This is a genomic window from Streptomyces sp. NPDC093261, from assembly GCF_044753645.1.
Classification (GTDB): Bacteria; Actinomycetota; Actinomycetes; order Streptomycetales; family Streptomycetaceae; genus Streptomyces.
In genome coordinates, this window is sequence record NZ_JBIVNO010000002.1 from 486,416 (window position 1) to 504,049 (window position 17,634).

Annotated in this window: 15 protein-coding genes; 4 read left to right on the plus strand and 11 right to left on the minus strand. The window is 70.6% G+C overall.

The window, feature by feature from the left end:
• Window positions 1-30: 30 nt before the first annotated feature.
• Window positions 31-279, minus strand: a complete 249-nt coding sequence (locus tag ACIP94_RS08645; RefSeq protein WP_402421449.1) for a hypothetical protein — start codon at window positions 277-279, stop codon at window positions 31-33.
• Complete coding sequence (locus ACIP94_RS08650) at window positions 276-1,208, minus strand: SPFH domain-containing protein (protein ID WP_402421451.1); 933 nt, start codon at window positions 1,206-1,208, stop codon at window positions 276-278. Before ACIP94_RS08650 ends, ACIP94_RS08645 begins: the two co-directional genes overlap by 4 nt.
• Before the next feature lie 238 nt (window positions 1,209-1,446).
• Between ACIP94_RS08650 and ACIP94_RS08655 the strand changes: the two genes are divergently transcribed.
• Window positions 1,447-3,819, plus strand: coding sequence for a transglycosylase domain-containing protein (locus tag ACIP94_RS08655; protein WP_402421453.1), 2,373 nt, complete (start codon window positions 1,447-1,449; stop codon window positions 3,817-3,819).
• Window positions 3,820-3,874: 55 nt separating this feature from the next.
• Here the strand turns inward: ACIP94_RS08655 and ACIP94_RS08660 are convergent, their stop codons facing one another.
• From ACIP94_RS08660 to ACIP94_RS08680, 5 genes are all read right to left on the minus strand, one after another.
• Window positions 3,875-5,338 (minus strand): catalase, encoded by a 1,464-nt coding sequence (locus tag ACIP94_RS08660; RefSeq protein ID WP_402421455.1) that lies wholly within the window; start codon window positions 5,336-5,338, stop codon window positions 3,875-3,877.
• A gap of 149 nt (window positions 5,339-5,487) precedes the next feature.
• Window positions 5,488-7,620 (minus strand): SpoIIE family protein phosphatase, encoded by a 2,133-nt coding sequence (locus ACIP94_RS08665; protein WP_402421457.1) that lies wholly within the window; start codon window positions 7,618-7,620, stop codon window positions 5,488-5,490.
• 274 nt (window positions 7,621-7,894) lie between these two features.
• Window positions 7,895-8,587 (minus strand): DUF402 domain-containing protein, encoded by a 693-nt coding sequence (locus ACIP94_RS08670; RefSeq protein ID WP_402421460.1) that lies wholly within the window; start codon window positions 8,585-8,587, stop codon window positions 7,895-7,897.
• An 85-nt stretch (window positions 8,588-8,672) separates the two neighbouring features.
• The gene (locus tag ACIP94_RS08675) at window positions 8,673-10,058 is read right to left on the minus strand and encodes a class II fumarate hydratase (RefSeq protein WP_402421463.1); all 1,386 of its coding nucleotides are present in this window, start codon (window positions 10,056-10,058) and stop codon (window positions 8,673-8,675) included.
• A 132-nt stretch (window positions 10,059-10,190) separates the two neighbouring features.
• Window positions 10,191-11,858: a fumarate hydratase gene (locus ACIP94_RS08680; RefSeq protein WP_402421466.1), complete on the minus strand. Its 1,668-nt coding sequence runs from the start codon at window positions 11,856-11,858 to the stop codon at window positions 10,191-10,193.
• 263 nt (window positions 11,859-12,121) lie between these two features.
• Here ACIP94_RS08680 and ACIP94_RS08685 point away from each other — a divergent pair, with 263 nt between their 5' ends.
• A complete protein-coding gene (locus tag ACIP94_RS08685) occupies window positions 12,122-12,808 on the plus strand; it encodes a DUF1707 domain-containing protein (protein ID WP_402421469.1) in 687 nt (228 codons plus the stop codon).
• A 163-nt stretch (window positions 12,809-12,971) separates the two neighbouring features.
• Window positions 12,972-13,343 carry a WhiB family transcriptional regulator gene (locus tag ACIP94_RS08690; protein ID WP_402421472.1) on the plus strand — a complete coding sequence of 124 codons (372 nt, stop codon included), beginning with the start codon at window positions 12,972-12,974 and terminating at the stop codon, window positions 13,341-13,343.
• A gap of 104 nt (window positions 13,344-13,447) precedes the next feature.
• Here ACIP94_RS08690 and glpX read toward each other — a convergent pair whose 3' ends face one another.
• The gene (gene glpX, locus ACIP94_RS08695; RefSeq protein ID WP_402421474.1) at window positions 13,448-14,482 is read right to left on the minus strand and encodes a class II fructose-bisphosphatase; all 1,035 of its coding nucleotides are present in this window, start codon (window positions 14,480-14,482) and stop codon (window positions 13,448-13,450) included.
• Between the two features lie 127 nt (window positions 14,483-14,609).
• Between glpX and ACIP94_RS08700 the strand changes: the two genes are divergently transcribed.
• Window positions 14,610-15,134: a DUF4245 domain-containing protein gene (locus tag ACIP94_RS08700; RefSeq protein WP_402421478.1), complete on the plus strand. Its 525-nt coding sequence runs from the start codon at window positions 14,610-14,612 to the stop codon at window positions 15,132-15,134.
• A 137-nt stretch (window positions 15,135-15,271) separates the two neighbouring features.
• Here ACIP94_RS08700 and ACIP94_RS08705 read toward each other — a convergent pair whose 3' ends face one another.
• The 3 genes from ACIP94_RS08705 to xseA all read right to left on the minus strand — a co-directional run bounded on the left by ACIP94_RS08705 (window position 15,272) and on the right by xseA (window position 17,585).
• The gene (locus ACIP94_RS08705; protein ID WP_402421479.1) at window positions 15,272-15,859 is read right to left on the minus strand and encodes a malonic semialdehyde reductase; all 588 of its coding nucleotides are present in this window, start codon (window positions 15,857-15,859) and stop codon (window positions 15,272-15,274) included.
• Window positions 15,860-16,115: 256 nt separating this feature from the next.
• Window positions 16,116-16,358: an exodeoxyribonuclease VII small subunit gene (locus tag ACIP94_RS08710; RefSeq protein WP_402421481.1), complete on the minus strand. Its 243-nt coding sequence runs from the start codon at window positions 16,356-16,358 to the stop codon at window positions 16,116-16,118.
• A gap of 9 nt (window positions 16,359-16,367) precedes the next feature.
• On the minus strand, window positions 16,368-17,585 hold the full coding sequence (gene xseA, locus ACIP94_RS08715; RefSeq protein WP_402421485.1) for an exodeoxyribonuclease VII large subunit: 1,218 nt from the start codon (window positions 17,583-17,585) through the stop codon (window positions 16,368-16,370).
• Window positions 17,586-17,634 lie beyond the last annotated feature (49 nt).

The window sequence follows — 17,634 nt, forward strand, 5'->3', positions numbered from 1 at the left end:
TCACGGTTTCGCTACACGGTTGACGACCCCCTACGCCTCCGGCTCGTCCGAGGCCGGCGGCCGCCCCCGGCGGGGGATCGGCCGGGCGCCGCCGGGCAGGCGTCCGGCCTCCGCGAGGGCGCGCCGCAGCAGGAACTCGATCTGCGCGTTGGCGGAGCGCAGTTCGTCCGAGGCCCAGCGGGCGAGTGCCTCGTACACCGACGGGTCAAGCCGCAGCAGCACCTGCTTGCGCTGCTGCGGCCGGCGCTGGGGGGCCGGGCCCCCGGAGGAGGCCGTCACTGGTAGAGGGACCCCGTGTTGAGCACGGGCTGCGGTGCGCGGTCCCCGCACAGCACCACCATCAGGTTCGACACCATCGCCGCCTTACGTTCCTCGTCCAGCTCCACGATGTCCCGCTCGGCGATCCGGGCGAGCGCCGCCTCGACCATTCCGACCGCGCCGTCGACGATCTGCCGCCGGGCGGCGACCACCGCACCGGCCTGCTGTCGCTGGAGCATCGCGGAGGCGATCTCCGGAGCGTATGCGAGATGGGTGAAGCGGGACTCGATGATCTGCACCCCGGCGGCCTCCACGCGCGCGTGCAGCTCGACGGCGAGCTTCTCGGTGATCTCCTCGGCGTTCCCCCGCAGCGAGAGCCCGCCCTCCTCGTGGGCGTCGTAGGGGTACTCGATGGCGATGTGCCGCACGGCCGCCTCGGTCTGCGTGGCGACGAACTCCAGGAAGTCGTCCACCTCGAAGGTGGCCTGCGCGGTGTCCTCGACCCTCCAGACCACCACCGCGGCCAGCTCGATCGGGTTGCCGTACGCGTCGTTGACCTTGAGGACGGCGGTCTCGTGGTTGCGGACCCGAGTGGAGATCTTGGTGCGGGAGGTGAAGGGGTTCACCCAGCGCAGCCCGTCCTGCCGGATGGTGCCGCGGTAGCGCCCGAAGAGCTGCACGACCCGGGCCTCGCCCGGCGCCACCGTGTTCAGGCCGCTCATCGCGATGAGTGCCGCGAGTCCGGTCAGCACGCCGAGGACGACCAGTGCCACCTTGGCACCGGACGAGCCGACGGTCGAGCCCCAGGCCACCAGGCCTGCCCCCACGGCCAGCCCGGCCAGTCCGAGCAGCAGCGCGGTGCCGCCGCCGACGCTGTGCGCCGGGAACTCCCGTACGCGCGGGCTCGGCATCTCGGGTATGTCGGCGGCGGAAGCGTCGTGTGTCGACATGGGTGGTGTCCCCCGTTTCCTCGTTTAGCTCTGACCTAGCTAAGTGATAGCACATTACCTCCCCTTGGCAACCTTCCAGTCCTGCCACTCGTCGGTTCCGTTGGGACAGGTGCTGATTGTCACGTCCGTAAAAGGGGGGATCGCGGACCCTTTGTCATACCGGGCGGTGTTAGCTTTCTGAGCTGACCTGGCCACGTACCTGTGTGACAGCCGAGAACGACGGGGAGCGCATCGACTCATGGGACGAGCGGAAGAGAGACGAGCGCGGCAGCGCGGTGGCCGCCGCGCGGCGCCCAGGCGCTCGTCCGGGACGGCCGGGACCACCGGGTCCCCAGGGGCCCCCGGGACCAGCGGCTCTCCGGCGGCCGACGGCCGGGCCGCCGCCCGCGGCAGGAGCGCCAGGACCGCGAAGCCCGGGAAGAGCGGCATACGCAGGCTCTTCACCTGGAAGAAGGTCGTCGGCTCGCTGTTCGGCCTGGTGCTGCTGGTCATGGGCGCGTTCGTGCTGCTGTACATGATGACGCCCATCCCTGCCGGTAACGCCACCGCCAAGCTCCAGAGCAACGTCTACAAGTACGGCGACGGCACCATCCTCGCCCGCACCGGCGAGATCAACCGGGAGAACGTCGACCTCGCCCAGGTGCCCAAGGCCGTCCAGCACACCTTCGTCGCCGCCGAGAACAAGACCTTCTACAACGACTCCGGCATCGACCTGAGGGGCACGGCCCGCGGTCTGCTCAACACCCTCTCCGGCAAGGGCGCCCAGGGTGGTTCGACGATCACCCAGCAGTACGTCAAGAACTACTACCTGAACCAGAACCAGACCGTCACGCGCAAGCTGAAGGAACTGGTCATCTCGCTGAAGCTGGACCGCAAGAAGACCAAGGAGTACATCCTCGCGGGCTACATCAACACCAGCTACTACGGCCGTGGCGCCTACGGCATCCAGGCCGCCGCGCAGGCGTACTACCGCAAGGACGCCAAGGACCTCACGGTCGAGGAGGGCGCGTACCTGGCCTCCCTGCTCCAGGCGCCGAACCAGTACGACTGGGCCATCGCCAGCGACACGGGCAAGAAGCTGGTGCAGGCCCGTTGGAACTACGTCCTGAACAACATGGTGCAGATGCACTGGCTGGACGCGGGTCAGCGCCAGGCCATGAAGTTCCCGGTGCCGAAGGCACCCAAGGGTGCGCCCGGCATGCAGGGGCAGACCGGCTATCTGGTGGACGCGGCCAACGCGGAGCTGGAGAAGCAGCTTGTCGCCCAGGGCACAGCCGCCTCCCTCGGTGACGCGGAGGCGATGGTGAGGGCGGGCGGCTGGACCATCACCGTGAACATCGACAAGAAGAAGCAGGCAGAGCTGGAGCAGGCGGTCAAGGAGCAGCTGACCGGCAAGCTGAACCCGAAGAAGCGCTCCGTCGACGCCGATGTCCAGCCCGGGGCCGTGTCGGTCGACCCCAAGACGGGCCGGGTGGTCGCCATGTACGGCGGTCTGGACTACTTCAAGCACTTCCGCAACAACGCGCTCCGCCGCGACTACCAGCCCGCCTCCACCTTCAAGCCCCTGATCCTGGCGGCCGCCCTGGAGAACCAGTCCAAGACGCAGGACGGCCGGGCGATCAACGCGAACACGATCTACGACGGTACGAGCGGCCGCCCGGTCAAGGGCAGCGCGATCCCCTTCGCGCCGCCCAACGAGGACGACCAGGACTACGGCGACATCACCGTCCAGACGGCGATGAACAAGTCCGTGAACTCGGTCTTCGCCCAGATGGGCGTCGACGTCGGCATGCCGGAGGTGCTGAAGGTCGCGAACTCGCTCGGGCTGGACACCAAAGGCCTGCCGGCCGTGCCCGCGCAGACCCTCGGCAGCATGGGCGCGAGCCCTCTGGAGATGGCCGGTGTCTACGCGACCCTCGACAACCACGGCCGGAAGGTCACCCCGGCGATCATCAAGTCGGCCGAGCACAAGGACCGCACGGTCGACCTGCCCAATCCGGTCGGCGACCAGGTCATCAGCCGTACGGCCGCCGACACGGTCACCTCGGTGCTCACCGGCGTGGTCGACGACGGCACGGCCCGGACGTCGGTCCGGGACAACCCGGAGCGCCGCGGACAGCAGGTCGCGGGCAAGACGGGCACGTCCGACAACAACAAGTCGGCCTGGTTCACCGGCTACACGCCCGACCTGGTCACCTCCGTGGGCCTGTTCGGCGAGAGCGCCAAGAACGGGGCCCAGGTCGGCCTGACGGGCGCCACGGGCCTCATCTCGGGCAGTGGCCGGATCAACGGCGGTGGCTACCCGGCACTGATCTGGGCCGCGTACACCTTCGGGGCGATGGACGAGGTCAGCAAGTTCGACCTGGACACCACACAGGGCGCGGCGGTCCAGCCGAGCGTGACGCCGACCCTGACGCACTCGCCGACCGGCACGCCGTCGTCGACGCCGACCACGCAGAAGCCGACGACGCATCCGCCGACGAGCTCGGCGCCGCCGACCCCGACCCAGAGCCCCACCCAGTCGCCGACGACGAACGCGCCGAGCACTCCGGTCACCACGCCGCCGGTGACTCCGCAGGACCCGCTCGATCCGAACGGGCAGGGGCAGTAGGCATGAGGAGGGCGCCCGGTGGCAGGTCCACCGGGCGCCCTGCTCGCGCTGTGCGTCAGCCGCCGTTGACGTTGTTGGCGATGCGGTCGCCGATCTCCTTGTCGATGTTGCGCCAGTACTGGAGCGCCCGGTCGAGGACCGGCCGGGACACGCCCTGGAGCAGATGCCCGGTGACATTGGAGACCAGCCGGTCGCGGGCCGCCTCGTCCAGGACCTGGCGGACCATGGTGTGGGCCTGGCCGAAGTCGTCGTCCTCGCGGTGCAGCCGGTAGGCCTCGCGCACCATCTCGCCCGCCGTCTGCCAGCCGGCCGGCTCACCGAACTGCGTCACGGCCGCGGCCGGTCCGCCGTAGGAGTTCGGCGCGTAGGGCCTCGCGGTGTGCGCGGGCTCGTAGCGCATCGGGCCGTCCTTGGCGTACGACCGCACGTCCACCCGCGGCCGGTTGGGCGGCAGCTGGGCGTAGTTCGGGCCGATGCGGTAGCGGTGCGTGTCCGGGTACGAGAAGAGCCGGCCGAGCAGCATCTTGTCCGGCGAGGGGCCGATGCCCGGCACCAGGTTGGACGGCTCGAACGCGGCCTGCTCGATGTGGATGAAGTAGTCCTCCGGGTTCTTGTTCAGGGTCATCCGGCCGACCTCGATCAGCGGGTAGTCGCCGTGCGGCCACACCTTGGTCAGGTCGAACGGGTTGAACCGGTAGTCCGGCGCGTCCTCGAACGGCATCACCTGCACAAACATCGTCCAGGACGGGTGGTCGCCGCGCTCGATGGCCTCGTACAGATCACGGCGGTGCACATCCGCGTCCTTGCCGGCCAGCTCGTCGGCCTGCTCCTGGGTGAGGAAGTCGATGCCCTGGTCGGTCTTGATGTGGTACTTGATCCAGAACTTCTCGCCGGCGCCGTTGATCCACATGTAGGTGTGGGAGGAGTACCCGTTCATGTTGCGGTACGTCTTCGGGATGCCCCGGTCGCCCATGAGCCACGTCACCATGTGCGCGGACTCGGGGGAGAGGGTCCAGAAGTCCCACTGCATGTCGTTGTTGCGCAGCCCGGTGACCGGGTGGCGCTTCTGGGAGCGGATGAAGTCCTGGAACTTCATCGGGTCGCGTACGAAGAAGATGGGGGTGTTGTTCCCCACCAGGTCGTAGTTGCCGTGTTCGGTGTAGAACTTCAGCGCGAAGCCGCGGGGGTCGCGCCAGGTGTCCGGGGAACCGAGCTCGCCGGCGACGGTGGAGAAGCGCGCCAGCATCTCGGTGCGCTTGCCGGGCTGGAAGAGGTCGGCTTTGGTGAACTGGCTGACATCATTGGTGACTTCGAAGGTTCCGTATGCGCCACTCCCCTTGGCGTGCACCACCCGCTCGGGGACCCGTTCACGGTTGAACTGGGCCATCTTCTCGATCAGGTAGTGGTCCTGGAGCAGGATCGGGCCGTTGGAGCCGACGGTGAGCGAGTGCTCGTCGCTCTCCACCGGGATGCCCGCATTGGAGGTGGTGTAGGGAACCGACTGCGGTGCCTGGGTCACGAGCGTCCTCCCGTCGTGCTTAGGGAATCGGTCGGGTCGCTTCGGTCACCTCAGCAGTCAACTCCGTCGACGGGATCCCGGCAACATTTGGACGGGGTCCAATTCCGGTTCTCTTCCCGGCGGCGGTCCGGCCCTCGCGCGGCCGGACCTCACCCCCTGTTCAGCTCGAACCAGACCACCTTCCCGGTGCTCAGGCGGGTGGCGCCCCAGCGCCGGGCCATGCGGTTGACCAGATAGAGCCCGCGGCCGCCCTCGTCCGTGGCCCGGGCCTGCCGCAGCCGCGGCAGCTGCGGCACATCGTCACCGACCTCGCAGCGCAGCACGTCGGTCCGCAGCAGCCGTAGCGTCACCGGCCGTGACGCATAGCGCACGGCGTTGGTCACGACCTCGCTGACCAGCAGCTCCACCGAGTCCGTCAGCTCCTCCATGCCCCAGCGGGCGAGTGCCCGGCGGGCCAGGCGCCGGGCCCGGCCGGGGGCCGCGTCCTCGGGCTCCAGGAACCAGTACGCGACATCGCTCGGCGCGATCCCGTCGAAGCGGGCGGCGAGGAGGGCGATGTCGTCGTCCCGGTCGCCGGGGCCGAGCATGTCGAGCACCTCGTCGCACAGCGCCTCCAGCGGCGGCGGATGGTCCGCGCCGGTGAGCTGGGCGGTCGCGGCGAGCTTCTCCCGGAGCTGCTCTATACCGGTCCACACGTCCCGCAGCCGGGACTCGACCAGCCCGTCGGTGTACAGCAGCAGGGTCGCGCCCGCCGGGGCATCCAGCTCCACCGCCTCGAAGTCCACCCCACCGACGCCGATGGGAGCGCCCGCCGGCACCCGCAGCACCTCCGCCCGGCCGCCCAGATGCAGCAGGACCGGCGGCGGGTGGCCGGCGTTGGCGATGGTGATCCGGTGCGCGACCGGGTCGTACACCGCGTACAGACAGGTGGCCATGCGGTCGGTGCCGAGCCGCTGGGCCTGCTCGTCGAGGTGGTGCAGCACCTCCTGCGGCGGCAGGTCGAGTCCGGCGAGCGTCTGGGCGGTGGTCCGCAGCTGCCCCATGATCGCCGCGGAGGTCATGGAGTGGCCCATGACGTCCCCTACGACCAGGGCCACCCGGCTGCCGGGCAGCGGAATGGCGTCGTACCAGTCGCCGCCGACCCGCGCGGTCTCGGCGGCCGGCAGATAGCGGGAGGCGAGCCGTACACCCGTCGGGTTGGGCAGGGTCTCCGGCAGCATCGTGCGCTGCAGCTCGTCGGCGATGTACGCCTCCCGGCCGTACAGCACCGCCTTGTCGATGCCGAGCGCGCTGTGCGTGGCGAGCTGCGCGGCCACCAGCAGGTCGTCGGCCTCGAACGCGAGCCGCTCGGGACGCCGCAGGAACAGGGCGGCGCCGATGACCCGCCGCCGTCCGCGCAGCGGCGCCAGGATCGCGCGCTGGCCCGGGGGAACCACGAGATCGTCACCGAGCAGCTCCGGCAGCGCGGCGCGGGCGGCGGGGGCGTCCGCGAACACCGGGCGCACCCCGCGCAGCACCTCGGCGAGCGCACCGCCGGGGCGCACCTCGCACAGCTCGTTGCTCACGTCCGCGAGCCCGGAGTTCTCCGGGACCGGCACCGGCAGGATGCCGTCCTCCAGGTCCCGCTCCTGCGGGATCCGGTCGGTGCGCCGCAGCCGCAGCACCAGGGGCCCGGTGGGCCGCTCGTCGCCCACGGGCAGGGGGTCGCGCAGATAGACGAGGATCGCGTCCGAGAAGGTCGGCACGGTGGCCCGGCACAGGCCCATCACGATCTCGTCGAGGTCTATGCCGCGGGCGATCCGCCGGGTCGCGGCGCCCACGAAACGCAGCCGGTCCCCGTCGCGCCGCATGGGCATGGGGCCGCGCGGCGGCGCCTGGCCGGTGCGCCGGTCCTTGCCCCCGGGCAGCGCGGAGGCCCGGTCCTGCCCGGCACCCGGCTGGACGGGAATGCCGCCCTCGGGCACGGGCCGGGGCCGGTGCGCGTCCGGCTCGTCGGCGGCCGGCTGGGAGTGCTCCGCGCCGTCCGCCGCGGGCACCGAGGTGGGCGTACCGCCCTGGTTGCCCGGCGCTGCGTGCTGGGCGCAGGGCAGCGGCGCCGGCGAAGCGGTGGGCAGACCGCCCGCCCGTGTCTGAGCGGGTAACGCGGGGGCCGGCGGGGCTCCGGGCGCGGTGGGCAGCGGCTCCGGGGTACGCAGGAGCGCCCCGCGGGGGTCCGCGGGGCCGGCGCCCGTCTGGGGGCGCTCATGGGAGGTCGGGTGCTCCGTCACGCGTGTCGAATCCATCCGTCCGGGGCTGCGCGCCGTGCGTGCAGTTCGTCCCGCCGAGAAGCCGATACCCGGAATACGTGCCCCAGGAACGGAATTCCCGCATGGTCACAGGCCGTCGCTGATCCACACGACGGCCGAGCCGTCCCTGTGTGGCCCTCGTACCCCTCGCTCACGTCCTGCCGCCCCTCGGTGACGTTCGGTCAAAACCAGCGCATCTTGCGGGAGTTCCTGTGCTGTGCCCTTGCGGAGGACGATCCTACGGTTGTACCGCGGGGGCGCAACAAGGGTCTCATGAGGCCGTGTACGCGGGCATGCGATCCCAGTCCTCCGGCAATGACGGCACTGACCAGGAAGGATCCGGGCGCCAGTGCTGCCAGCCGTCCGAGAAGGGCGCCCCCCAGGCGCGGATCACCTCCACCGCGGACCGCCCCGCCCCCCGTACCCGCTCGGCGAGGTGAGCGTCCATCAGGCCGTCCCGCTGCGCCTGCGCGAACTCGTCCTCGTCGCGCCAGCCCCAACTGCGGTCGGGGAAGACGCAGAGGTCCAGGAAGTGGTCCTCGGAGTCGACGCCGCCGGCCCACCGGACCAGCGGCTCCTCCAGATTCACGTACCAGTTCTTGAACCGCCAGCCCGGTTCCCAGAACAGCCACACCGACCAGGGCTCGCAGGGCCGAGCCAGCTTGAGCACGCCCGTGCCGGACCAGCGGTCGAACTGCACCGTCCGCGGCTTGGTGTAGCGGGACTCCAGCGGCTCGGCGTGCAGCGGCGTGCCGTCGGCGAGGACCGGTCTGACGCACCGGGTGCCGGGGGCCATCCACACGGCGAGCAGTTCCTCGTCGTCCCTGACCACGGTGACGGGCCGCGCGATATGGAAGCGCGGACCGGCGTTCTCGCGGTAGCGCCAGAGGATCCGGTCCCCCGGGACCCAGTAGGTCGTCGGCCCGTCCGCTTCCACTCGTCTCACCGCTCCACCCTCTGCCATGCACAGATATTAGGTGCCCCAGGCATACGACGCTGTCGCGGCCGTCATGGTTCGCGCCACGGACGGGTGAGCCGGCACAGGGCGGTTACGGGTGCGTCATCCGCAGGACGTCCAGGGCCTCGTCGAGCTGTGCGAGCGTGAGATCGCCGCGCTCCACATAGCCGGACTCCAGGACGACCTGACGGATCGTCTTGCGCTCGGCGAGTGCCTTCTTGGCGACCTTCGCGGCCTCCTCGTACCCGATGTACCTGTTGAGCGGGGTGACGACGGAGGGCGAGGACTCGGCGTACTCGCGGGCGCGTTCCCGGTGGGCGACGACGCCGTCGACGGTACGGTCGGCCAGCAGTCGGGAGACATTGGCGAGCAGCCGCACCGACTCCAGCACGTTCTTCGCGAGGACCGGCATCATGACGTTCAGCTCGAAGTTGCCGGAGGCGCCGGCGGTGGTGATGGTCGCGTCGTTGCCGATGACCTGCGCGGCGACCATGAGGACCGCCTCGGGGATGACCGGGTTGACCTTGCCGGGCATGATCGAGGACCCCGGCTGGAGATCGGGCAGGCTGATCTCGGCCAGACCGGTCCGCGGCCCGGAGGCCATCCACCGAAGGTCATTGGCGATCTTGGTCAGGCTCACGGCGATGGTCCGCAGCTGCCCGCTGGTCTCGACGATGCCGTCCCGCGCGCCCTGGGCCTCGAAGTGGTTGCGGGCCTCGGTGAGCGGCAGCCCGGTGGCCCGGGCGACCTCGGCGATGACGGCGGCGGAGAAACCGGGCGGGGTGTTGATCCCGGTGCCCACCGCGGTGCCGCCCAGCGGCAGTTCGGCGAGGCGCGGCAGGGAGGCGTTCAGCCGTTCGATGCCGTAGCGGATCTGGGCGGCGTAACCGCCGAACTCCTGCCCCATGGTGACGGGGGTGGCGTCCATGAGATGGGTGCGCCCCGCCTTCACGACATCGTCGAACTCCTCGGCCTTGCGTTCGAGGGAGGTCGCGAGGTGGTCGAGTGCGGGGACGAGGTCGCGGCTGACCGCGGCGGTTGCGGCGATGTGCACGGAGGAGGGGAAGACGTCGTTGGACGACTGGGACGCGTTCACATGGTCGTTGGGGTGCACGTCCCGGCCGAGCCGCTCGCTCGCGAGGGTGGCGATGACCTCGTTGGTGTTCATGTTGGACGAGGTCCCGGACCCGGTCTGGAAGACGTCGACCGGGAACTGGTCGTCCCATCGGCCCTCGGCGACCTCGGCGGCGGCCTCCTGGATGGCCTCGGCGACTTCCTTGTCGAGCACGCCCAGCTCGGCGTTGACCTTGGCGGCGGCGCCCTTGATCCGGGCCAGCGCCTCGATGTGCGCGCGCTCGATCCGCTGCCCGGAGACGGGGAAGTTCTCCACGGCCCGCTGCGTCTGGGCACGCCACTTGGCGTCGACGGGGACCTCTACCTCACCCATGGAGTCGTGCTCGATGCGATATTCGCTCATACCCGGTACAGCACGCGAGGAGAGGCGGATGTTCCGGGGACGGGCCGAGTGGGGGAGGCGTTGTGCACGGGAACGGTGGCGGACAGGGGAGCGGCCGCGGGGAGGGGCACCCCTCCCCGCGGCCGCGCGCGGTCACGCCGGCCCGGGCCCCCGGACCGGGATCGTCGTGAACGTCGGCTGGGGCGCGGGATCCTTGAAGAAGTCGTTGCCCTTGTCGTCCACCACGATGAACGCCGGGAAGTCCTCGACCTCGATCTTCCAGACGGCTTCCATGCCGAGTTCCTCGTACTCGACGACCTCGACCTTCTTGATGCAGTCCTGGGCGAGGCGGGCGGCCGGGCCGCCGATCGAGCCGAGGTAGAAGCCGCCGTGCGAGGCGCACGCGTCCGTGACCTGCTTGCTGCGGTTGCCCTTGGCGAGCATCACCCTGGAGCCGCCCGCCGCCTGGAACTGTTCGACGTAGGAGTCCATACGGCCGGCCGTCGTCGGGCCGAACGAGCCGGACGCGTAGCCCTCCGGGGTCTTGGCGGGGCCCGCGTAGTAGACCGGGTGGTCCTTCAGGTACTGCGGCATCTCCTCGCCGCGGTCCAACCGCTCCTTGATCTTGGCGTGCGCGATGTCACGCGCCACGACCAGCGGGCCGGACAGCGAGAGCCGCGTCTTGACCGGGTACTTGGTCAGCTCCGCGAGGATGTCGTCCATCGGCTGGTTCAGGTCGATGCGTACGACGTCGCCGTCCTGCTCCAGGTGCTCGTCCGTGGTCTCCGGCAGGAACCGTGCCGGGTCCGTCTCCAGCTGCTCCAGGAACACGCCCTCGGCCGTGATCTTCGCGACCGCCTGCCGGTCGGCGGAGCAGGAGACCGCGATGGCCACCGGGCAGGACGCGCCGTGGCGCGGGAGACGCACCACGCGCACGTCGTGGCAGAAGTACTTGCCGCCGAACTGCGCGCCGATCCCGATCTTCTGCGTCAGCTCGAAGACCTTCTCCTCCAGCTCCTTGTCCCGGAAGCCGTGGCCCAGTTCGGAGCCCTCGGCCGGCAGCTCGTCCAGGTAGTGCGCGGAGGCGTACTTGGCGGTCTTGAGCGCGTACTCGGCGCTCGTGCCGCCCACGACGATCGCCAGGTGGTACGGCGGGCAGGCGGCCGTGCCCAGCGAGCGGATCCTCTCCTCCAGGAACCTCATCATGGAGGCCTCGTTCAGAACGGCCTTGGTCTCCTGGTAGAGGAAGGACTTGTTGGCGCTGCCGCCGCCCTTCGCCATGAACAGGAACTTGTAGGCGCCGCCGTCCGTCGCGTACAGCTCGATCTGCGCGGGGAGGTTGGAGCCGGTGTTCTTCTCCTCCCACATGGTGAGCGGGGCCATCTGCGAGTAGCGCAGGTTGAGCCTGGTGTAGGCGTCGTAGATGCCGCGGGAGAGGGCCTTCTCGTCCTCGCCCTCGGTGAGGACGTTCTGCCCGCGCTTGCCCATCACGATCGCCGTGCCGGTGTCCTGGCACATGGGGAGCACGCCGGCCGCCGCGATGTTCGCGTTCTTCAGCAGGTCCAGCGCCACGAACTTGTCGTTCGCCGAGGCCTCCGGGTCGTCGATGATGCGGCGCAGCTGGGCCAGGTGCGCGGGCCGCAGATAGTGCTGGATGTCGTGGATCGCCTCTTCGGCGAGCTTGCGCAGCGCCTCCGGCTCGACCTTGAGGAACGTACGCCCGCCGGCCTCGAAGGTGGAGACACCCTCGGAGGTCACCAGCCGGTAGGGGGTGGTGTCCTCTCCCTGGGGGAGCAGATCGGTGTACGCGAACTCAGGCATCTCAGCCCATTCCTCACTCGACAGATGATGCCCGCCTCCGTTGGCGGGCGTTCACCAGCGTAGAACCTGCCGTCGGCGGCGAAGCTGTGAGGTAAGGCTCAGTCCGGGCGCCGGCCGGATCCCCGGTCCCGGCGCCGGCCGGATCCCCGGTCCCGGCGCCGGCCTGGAGCCCCGGTCCGGGCACCCGCCCGGGTCGTAACGGTTTTCCACAGGTCGCGACGGGGGGTAGTCGCGATCTATCGCGTTTGGGTACGCTGCTGCCCGTGGACCTTCAGAAGCAGACCGGACCGCGCGTCGCCGAGCTGCGCGCCTCGGACGCCGACCGTGACCGCATCGCCGACATGCTGCGCGACGCCCTCGCCGAGGGCCGCCTCACCGCGGAGGAGCACGCCGAGCGCGTCGAGGGAGTGCTGAGGGCCAAGACGGTCGGCGAGCTGGAGGTCTTCGTCCAGGACCTGCCCGCCGCCCACCAGGGGCGCCCGGGCCCCGGCCGGCCCTATGTGCCGAACCGTCCGGCGGCCGGCGCCCTCCCGCCCCGGGCCGACGAGAACGTGGTGGCGATCTTCAGCTCGGCCACGCGCAAGGGCCGCTGGCGCGCAGGGCGCCGGGTGCACGCGTACTCGGTCTTCGGCAGCGTGGAGATCGACCTCAGCGAGGCGATCTTCGAGTACCAGCAGGTCGTGATCAAGGCCGTCTCCATCTTCGGTGACGTCCAGGTCCGTGTCCCCGAGAACGTGTCGCTGCGCGGCACCGGCGGCGGGGTTCTCGGCAACTTCGAGGTGCAAACGCTGGATTCGACGGACGCGCAGGCCCCCGTCGTCTACGTCGACGGCTGGGCGATCCTGGGCAATGTCGAGGCGCGGCCCCGGCGGGGCAAATTGGTCGCGGACATCCTCGACCGGGTCTCGGACCGGGTGGACCGGGCTTTGCGCAAACACCTGGACCGTTGACGCTTGTGAATTCCGCCGCGTCGGTGCGGGGCCGGCCCCGCACCGGTTGCCTCGACCGCCCCAGGAATGCCGGCGGTTCGGAACTCAGTGCATAGGCGCGCGTACAGCGGGTAGGCCTTGCTGCATCGTCTCTCGCTCGCGAAGCCGTCGTCAGGAGTAGACCGTGCTGCAACCGCCGCATTCGTCCCTGCAGGTCGCTGACGTTCCGCACCAGCGGGTGCCAGCGCCCGACCGGGATCAGGACGCCCCGTGGCACACGGAGGCGGTGTGCCGGCGTGACGAGGCCGGCCTGTTCTTCGCCCCCTCCAAGGAGCCGACCGCGGCCCGGTTGTCCCGCGAGGAGGCGGCCAAGCGTGTCTGCGCGCGCTGTCCGGTGATGGTGGAGTGCCGGGAGCACGCGCTGGTGCAGCCCGAGCCGTACGGCGTCTGGGGCGGGCTCACCGCCGCGGAGCGCCGTGTGGTGCTGGCCCGGCGGCGCCGCCGCGAGATGGAGCTGAAGAAGGCCGCGCGGGGGACGATAGCGGCAGCCGGCTGAGCCGGGCCGAAGAGGCGCGGGCAGGCAGTGCCTACGACAAGGGGGGCGCGCTCTCCGCACAGAGCGCGCCCCCGTCTGCCCTTGCTGCCTGATCCGAGCCCTCGCTACTTGGCGCGGTCGAAGTCGATCGCGCTGTACGCGCGCAGCTTGCTCAGCCGGTGCACCGAGTCGATCCGGCGGACCGTGCCGGACTTGGAGCGCATGACGATCGAGTCGGTGGTGGCCGTCTCGGAGCGGTAGCGCACGCCGCGCAGCAGCTCGCCGTCCGTGATGCCGGTGGCGACGAAGAAGACGTTCTCGCCGGAGACCAGGTCGTCCGTGGTCAGCACCCGGTCGAGGTCGTGCCCGGCGTCCAGCGCCCGCTGCCGCTCCTCGTCGTCCTTCGGCCACAGCTTGCCCTGGATGGTGCCGCCGAGGCACTTCACGGCGCACGCGGAGATGATGCCCTCCGGCGTACCGCCGATGCCGAGCAGCAGGTCGATGCCGGTGCCCTCGCGCAGCGCCAGGATCGAGCCGGCGACATCGCCGTCCGAGATGAGCTTGATGCGGGCGCCGGTCTCCCGGACCTCCTTGATGAGGCCCTGGTGGCGCGGCCGGTCGAGGATGACGACGGTGACGTCCTCGGGCGTGGAGCGCTTGGCCTTGGCGACCCGGCGGATGTTCACCGAGACAGGGGCGTCGATGTCGACGAAGTCCGCCGCCTCGGGGCCGGTGACCAGCTTGTCCATGTAGAAGACGGCGGACGGGTCGAACATCGTGCCGCGGTCGGCGGCGGCCAGCACCGCGATCGCGTTCGGCATGCCCTTGGCGGTGAGCGTGGTCCCGTCGATCGGGTCCACCGCGATGTCGCACTCCGGGCCGGTCCCGTCGCCGATCCGCTCCCCGTTGAAGAGCATCGGGGCCTCGTCCTTCTCGCCTTCGCCGATGACGACGATGCCGTTCATCGAGACGGTGTGGACAAGGGTCCGCATGGCGCGTACCGCGGCGCCGTCGGCGCCGTTCTTGTCGCCGCGGCCGACCCAGCGGCCGGCGGCCATGGCGGCGGCCTCGGTGACCCGGACGAGTTCCAGGGCGAGGTTCCGGTCCGGGGCCTCGGAGGGGACTTCGAGCTCGGACGGCAGATGATGATTCTCGGTCATCGGTGCGCACCTTTCTGATACGACGACGGCCGGATGAGGGTAATGACCCGACTCTACCGTTGAGCAGACAAACTGAGCAGGGGGCCCCACGGATGAGCGGACCGCTGCACCTGCGACGATAGGGGGCGTGGCAGGTACGAAAGGCAAGCAGCAGACGGCCCGGGACATGATTCTCTCCCTGGGCCTCATCGCGCTGGTCGCGGGCGTCGTCTATCTCCTCTTCATCCCCCATGACGACCACGCCCCCGACGTCAAGCGGGTGGACTACCGCGTCGAACTGCTCACGGCGCGCCGCGCGGCGGCCTACCCGGTGGCGGCGCCCGAGGGCCTGCCCGACTCCTGGAAGGCCACCTCCGTGCGCTACGAGGGCGAGCCCTACAGCGCCTGGCACCTCGGTTTCCAGGACCCCGAGGGTCAGTATGTGGCGATCGAGCAGTCGACTCAGAAGGCGAACGCCTTCGTCGACGACGCCAGCCAGGGCTCGCACGCGACGAAGGTCACGCAGAGCATCGGCGGGCAGACCTGGCAGCACTACACGGGCGGCCGCTATGACGCGCTCGTCCTCCAGGACAAGCACTCCACGACCGTGGTGACCGGCACCGCGTCGTTCGCGCAGCTGACGAAGATGGCCGAGGCGCTGAAGACGGGGTGAGGCCCCACGGGCCTTCTGCCCCGGCCCGTCACGGACTCCTTGGTTCCGGCCCGTCACGGGCTCCTTCGTTCCGGTCCATGAGAAAGGGCCCCCGGCGCCATTGACGGGGGCCCTTCCTCTGCGTGCCGGCGGGCGCGTCAGACGACGGTGACGACCTCGTCGTAGTCCAGGCGCGGGGAGCGCGGGTACCAGGCGTCCTCGGCCGGCCGACCGATGTTGACGACCATCAGCGGGGTGTGGTCGTCGTCCAGGAACTCCTTGCGGACGCCCTCGAAGTCGAGACCGGTCATCGGGCCGGCGGCCAGACCGGCGGCGCGGACGCCGATGATGAAGTACGCGGCCTGGAGGGCGGCGTTGAGCCGGGCGCTGTTCTCGCGCACCGAGCGGTCGCCGAAGAAGCCCTTGGCCTGCGGGAAGTGCGGGAAGAGGTGCGGCAGCTCCTCGTGGAACTCGTTGTCCGCCGAGAGGATCGCGACCAGCGGGGCGGCGGCCGTCTTGGCCTGGTTGCCCTCCGCCATGTGCCGGACGAGACGCTCGCGGGCCTCGGCGGAGCGGACCAGGGTGACCCGCAGCGGCGACTGGTTCATGGAGGTCGGGCCGTACTTGACCAGGTCGTAGATCGCCTGGACCTGTTCGTCGGTCACCGGTTCGTCGGTGAAGGCGTTGGCGGTACGCGCCTCACGGAACAGCAGGTCCTGGGCGGCGGGGTCAAGAGCGAGGGGCATGAAAAGAGACTTCCTCAAGATGGCGCTGGATCCCGGGGGATCGCCTTGCGGCATCGACAGTAGGACCAGAGAGGTTCAAGCTTCAATCAAAGGGGGGTCCGGGTGATCGGCTTCACACGATCCGGGTGGCCGGACCGCCCGGGTCGCCGGCAGGACGGGACCACCGGGACGCCGATGGGTCACCGGCAGGGCGGGACCACCGGGACGTCGATGGGACGCCGATGGGACGCGAACCGCCGGTCGGCATTCCTCCGCCTCACCGATCCTCGTCGGCGCCCTCCGTCCCCGCGTCCCCCCGCTCCTCGGCCAGCGCGGCGTCCAGCCGCCTGCGGGCGCCCTCCAGCCAGGTGCGGCACACCTTGGCCAGTTCCTCGCCCCGCTCCCACAGCGCCAGGGACTCCTCGAGCGTCGTGCCCCCGGCCTCCAGTCGCCGTACGACCTCGATCAGCTCGTCCCGCGCCTGCTCGTACCCGAGTGCCTCGTCCGTCCTGCTGGTCATGTGCTCTCCCTAAGATCCCTGGTTGTCGGCCCGTACCGTGAACTCGCCCTCGGCGACCCGCGCCCGCAGCGCCTCGCCCGCCGCCACATCGTCCGGCGACCGGACCACATGCCCGTCGGCCTTCTGGAGCACCGCGTACCCCCGCTGGAGCGTCGCGGCCGGTGACAGGGCCACCACCCGCGCGTGCGTGTGCGCCAGCTCCGAATCGGCGCGGTCGAGCAGATGCCTGAGCGTGCGCCTGCTGCGGTCGGCCAGCGCGGCGATCTGATCCGCCCGCTCGTCCACCATGCGGTGCGGGTCCTCCATACAGGGGCGCGCGAGCGCGTGCGCGAGCCCGCGCTCCTCGCGCTCTACGAGCGCCTGGACGCAGCGCCGCGCCCGGTCCCGCAGCGCCTGCACGCGCTGGAGCTCCTCACCGACGTCCGGCACGACCCTCTTGGCCGCGTCGGTCGGGGTGGAGGCCCGCAGGTCGGCGACGAGGTCGAGCAGCGGATGGTCCGGCTCGTGGCCGATGGCCGACACCACGGGCGTGCGACAGGCCGCCACCGCCCGGACGAGCTGCTCGTCGGAGAACGGCAGCAGATCCTCCACGCTGCCGCCGCCGCGCGCCACGATGATCACATCGACCTCGTCGAGCGTGTCCAGCTCCTTCACGGCCTGGACGACCTGGGGTACGGCGTGGACGCCCTGGACGGCGACGTTGCGCACCTCGAAGCGGACGGCGGGCCAGCGGTGCCGCGCGTTCTCCAGCACATCCCGCTCGGCCGCGGAGGCCCGGCCGCAGACGAGCCCGATGAGCTGCGGCAGGAACGGCAGCGGTTTCTTGCGGTCGGGCGCGAAGAGGCCCTCGGCGGCGAGGGACGTCTTCAGCCGTTCGAGCCGTGCGAGCAGCTCGCCGACGCCCACGGGCCGTATCTTGACGGCGCGCAGCGACAGCTGCCCTCTCGGCGCGTACCACTCCGGTTTGGCGTGGACGACCACTCGGGCGCCCTCGCTCACGACGTCGGCGACCGCGTCGAACACCTGGCGATAGCAGGTGACGGCGACGGAGATGTCGTACGACGGATCGCGCAGCGTGAGGAAGACGACGCCGGCGCCCGGCCGCCGCGACAGCTGGGTGATCTGGCCCTCGACCCAGACGGCACCGAGCCGGTCGATCCAGCCCCCGATGAGCCGCGAGACCTCGCCGACCGGCAGCGGTGACTCCGCGGACGTGTTCACAGCCATGCGCCGAGCGTAACGGCCCGGTCCGACAACACCGTCGGCACAACCTCTC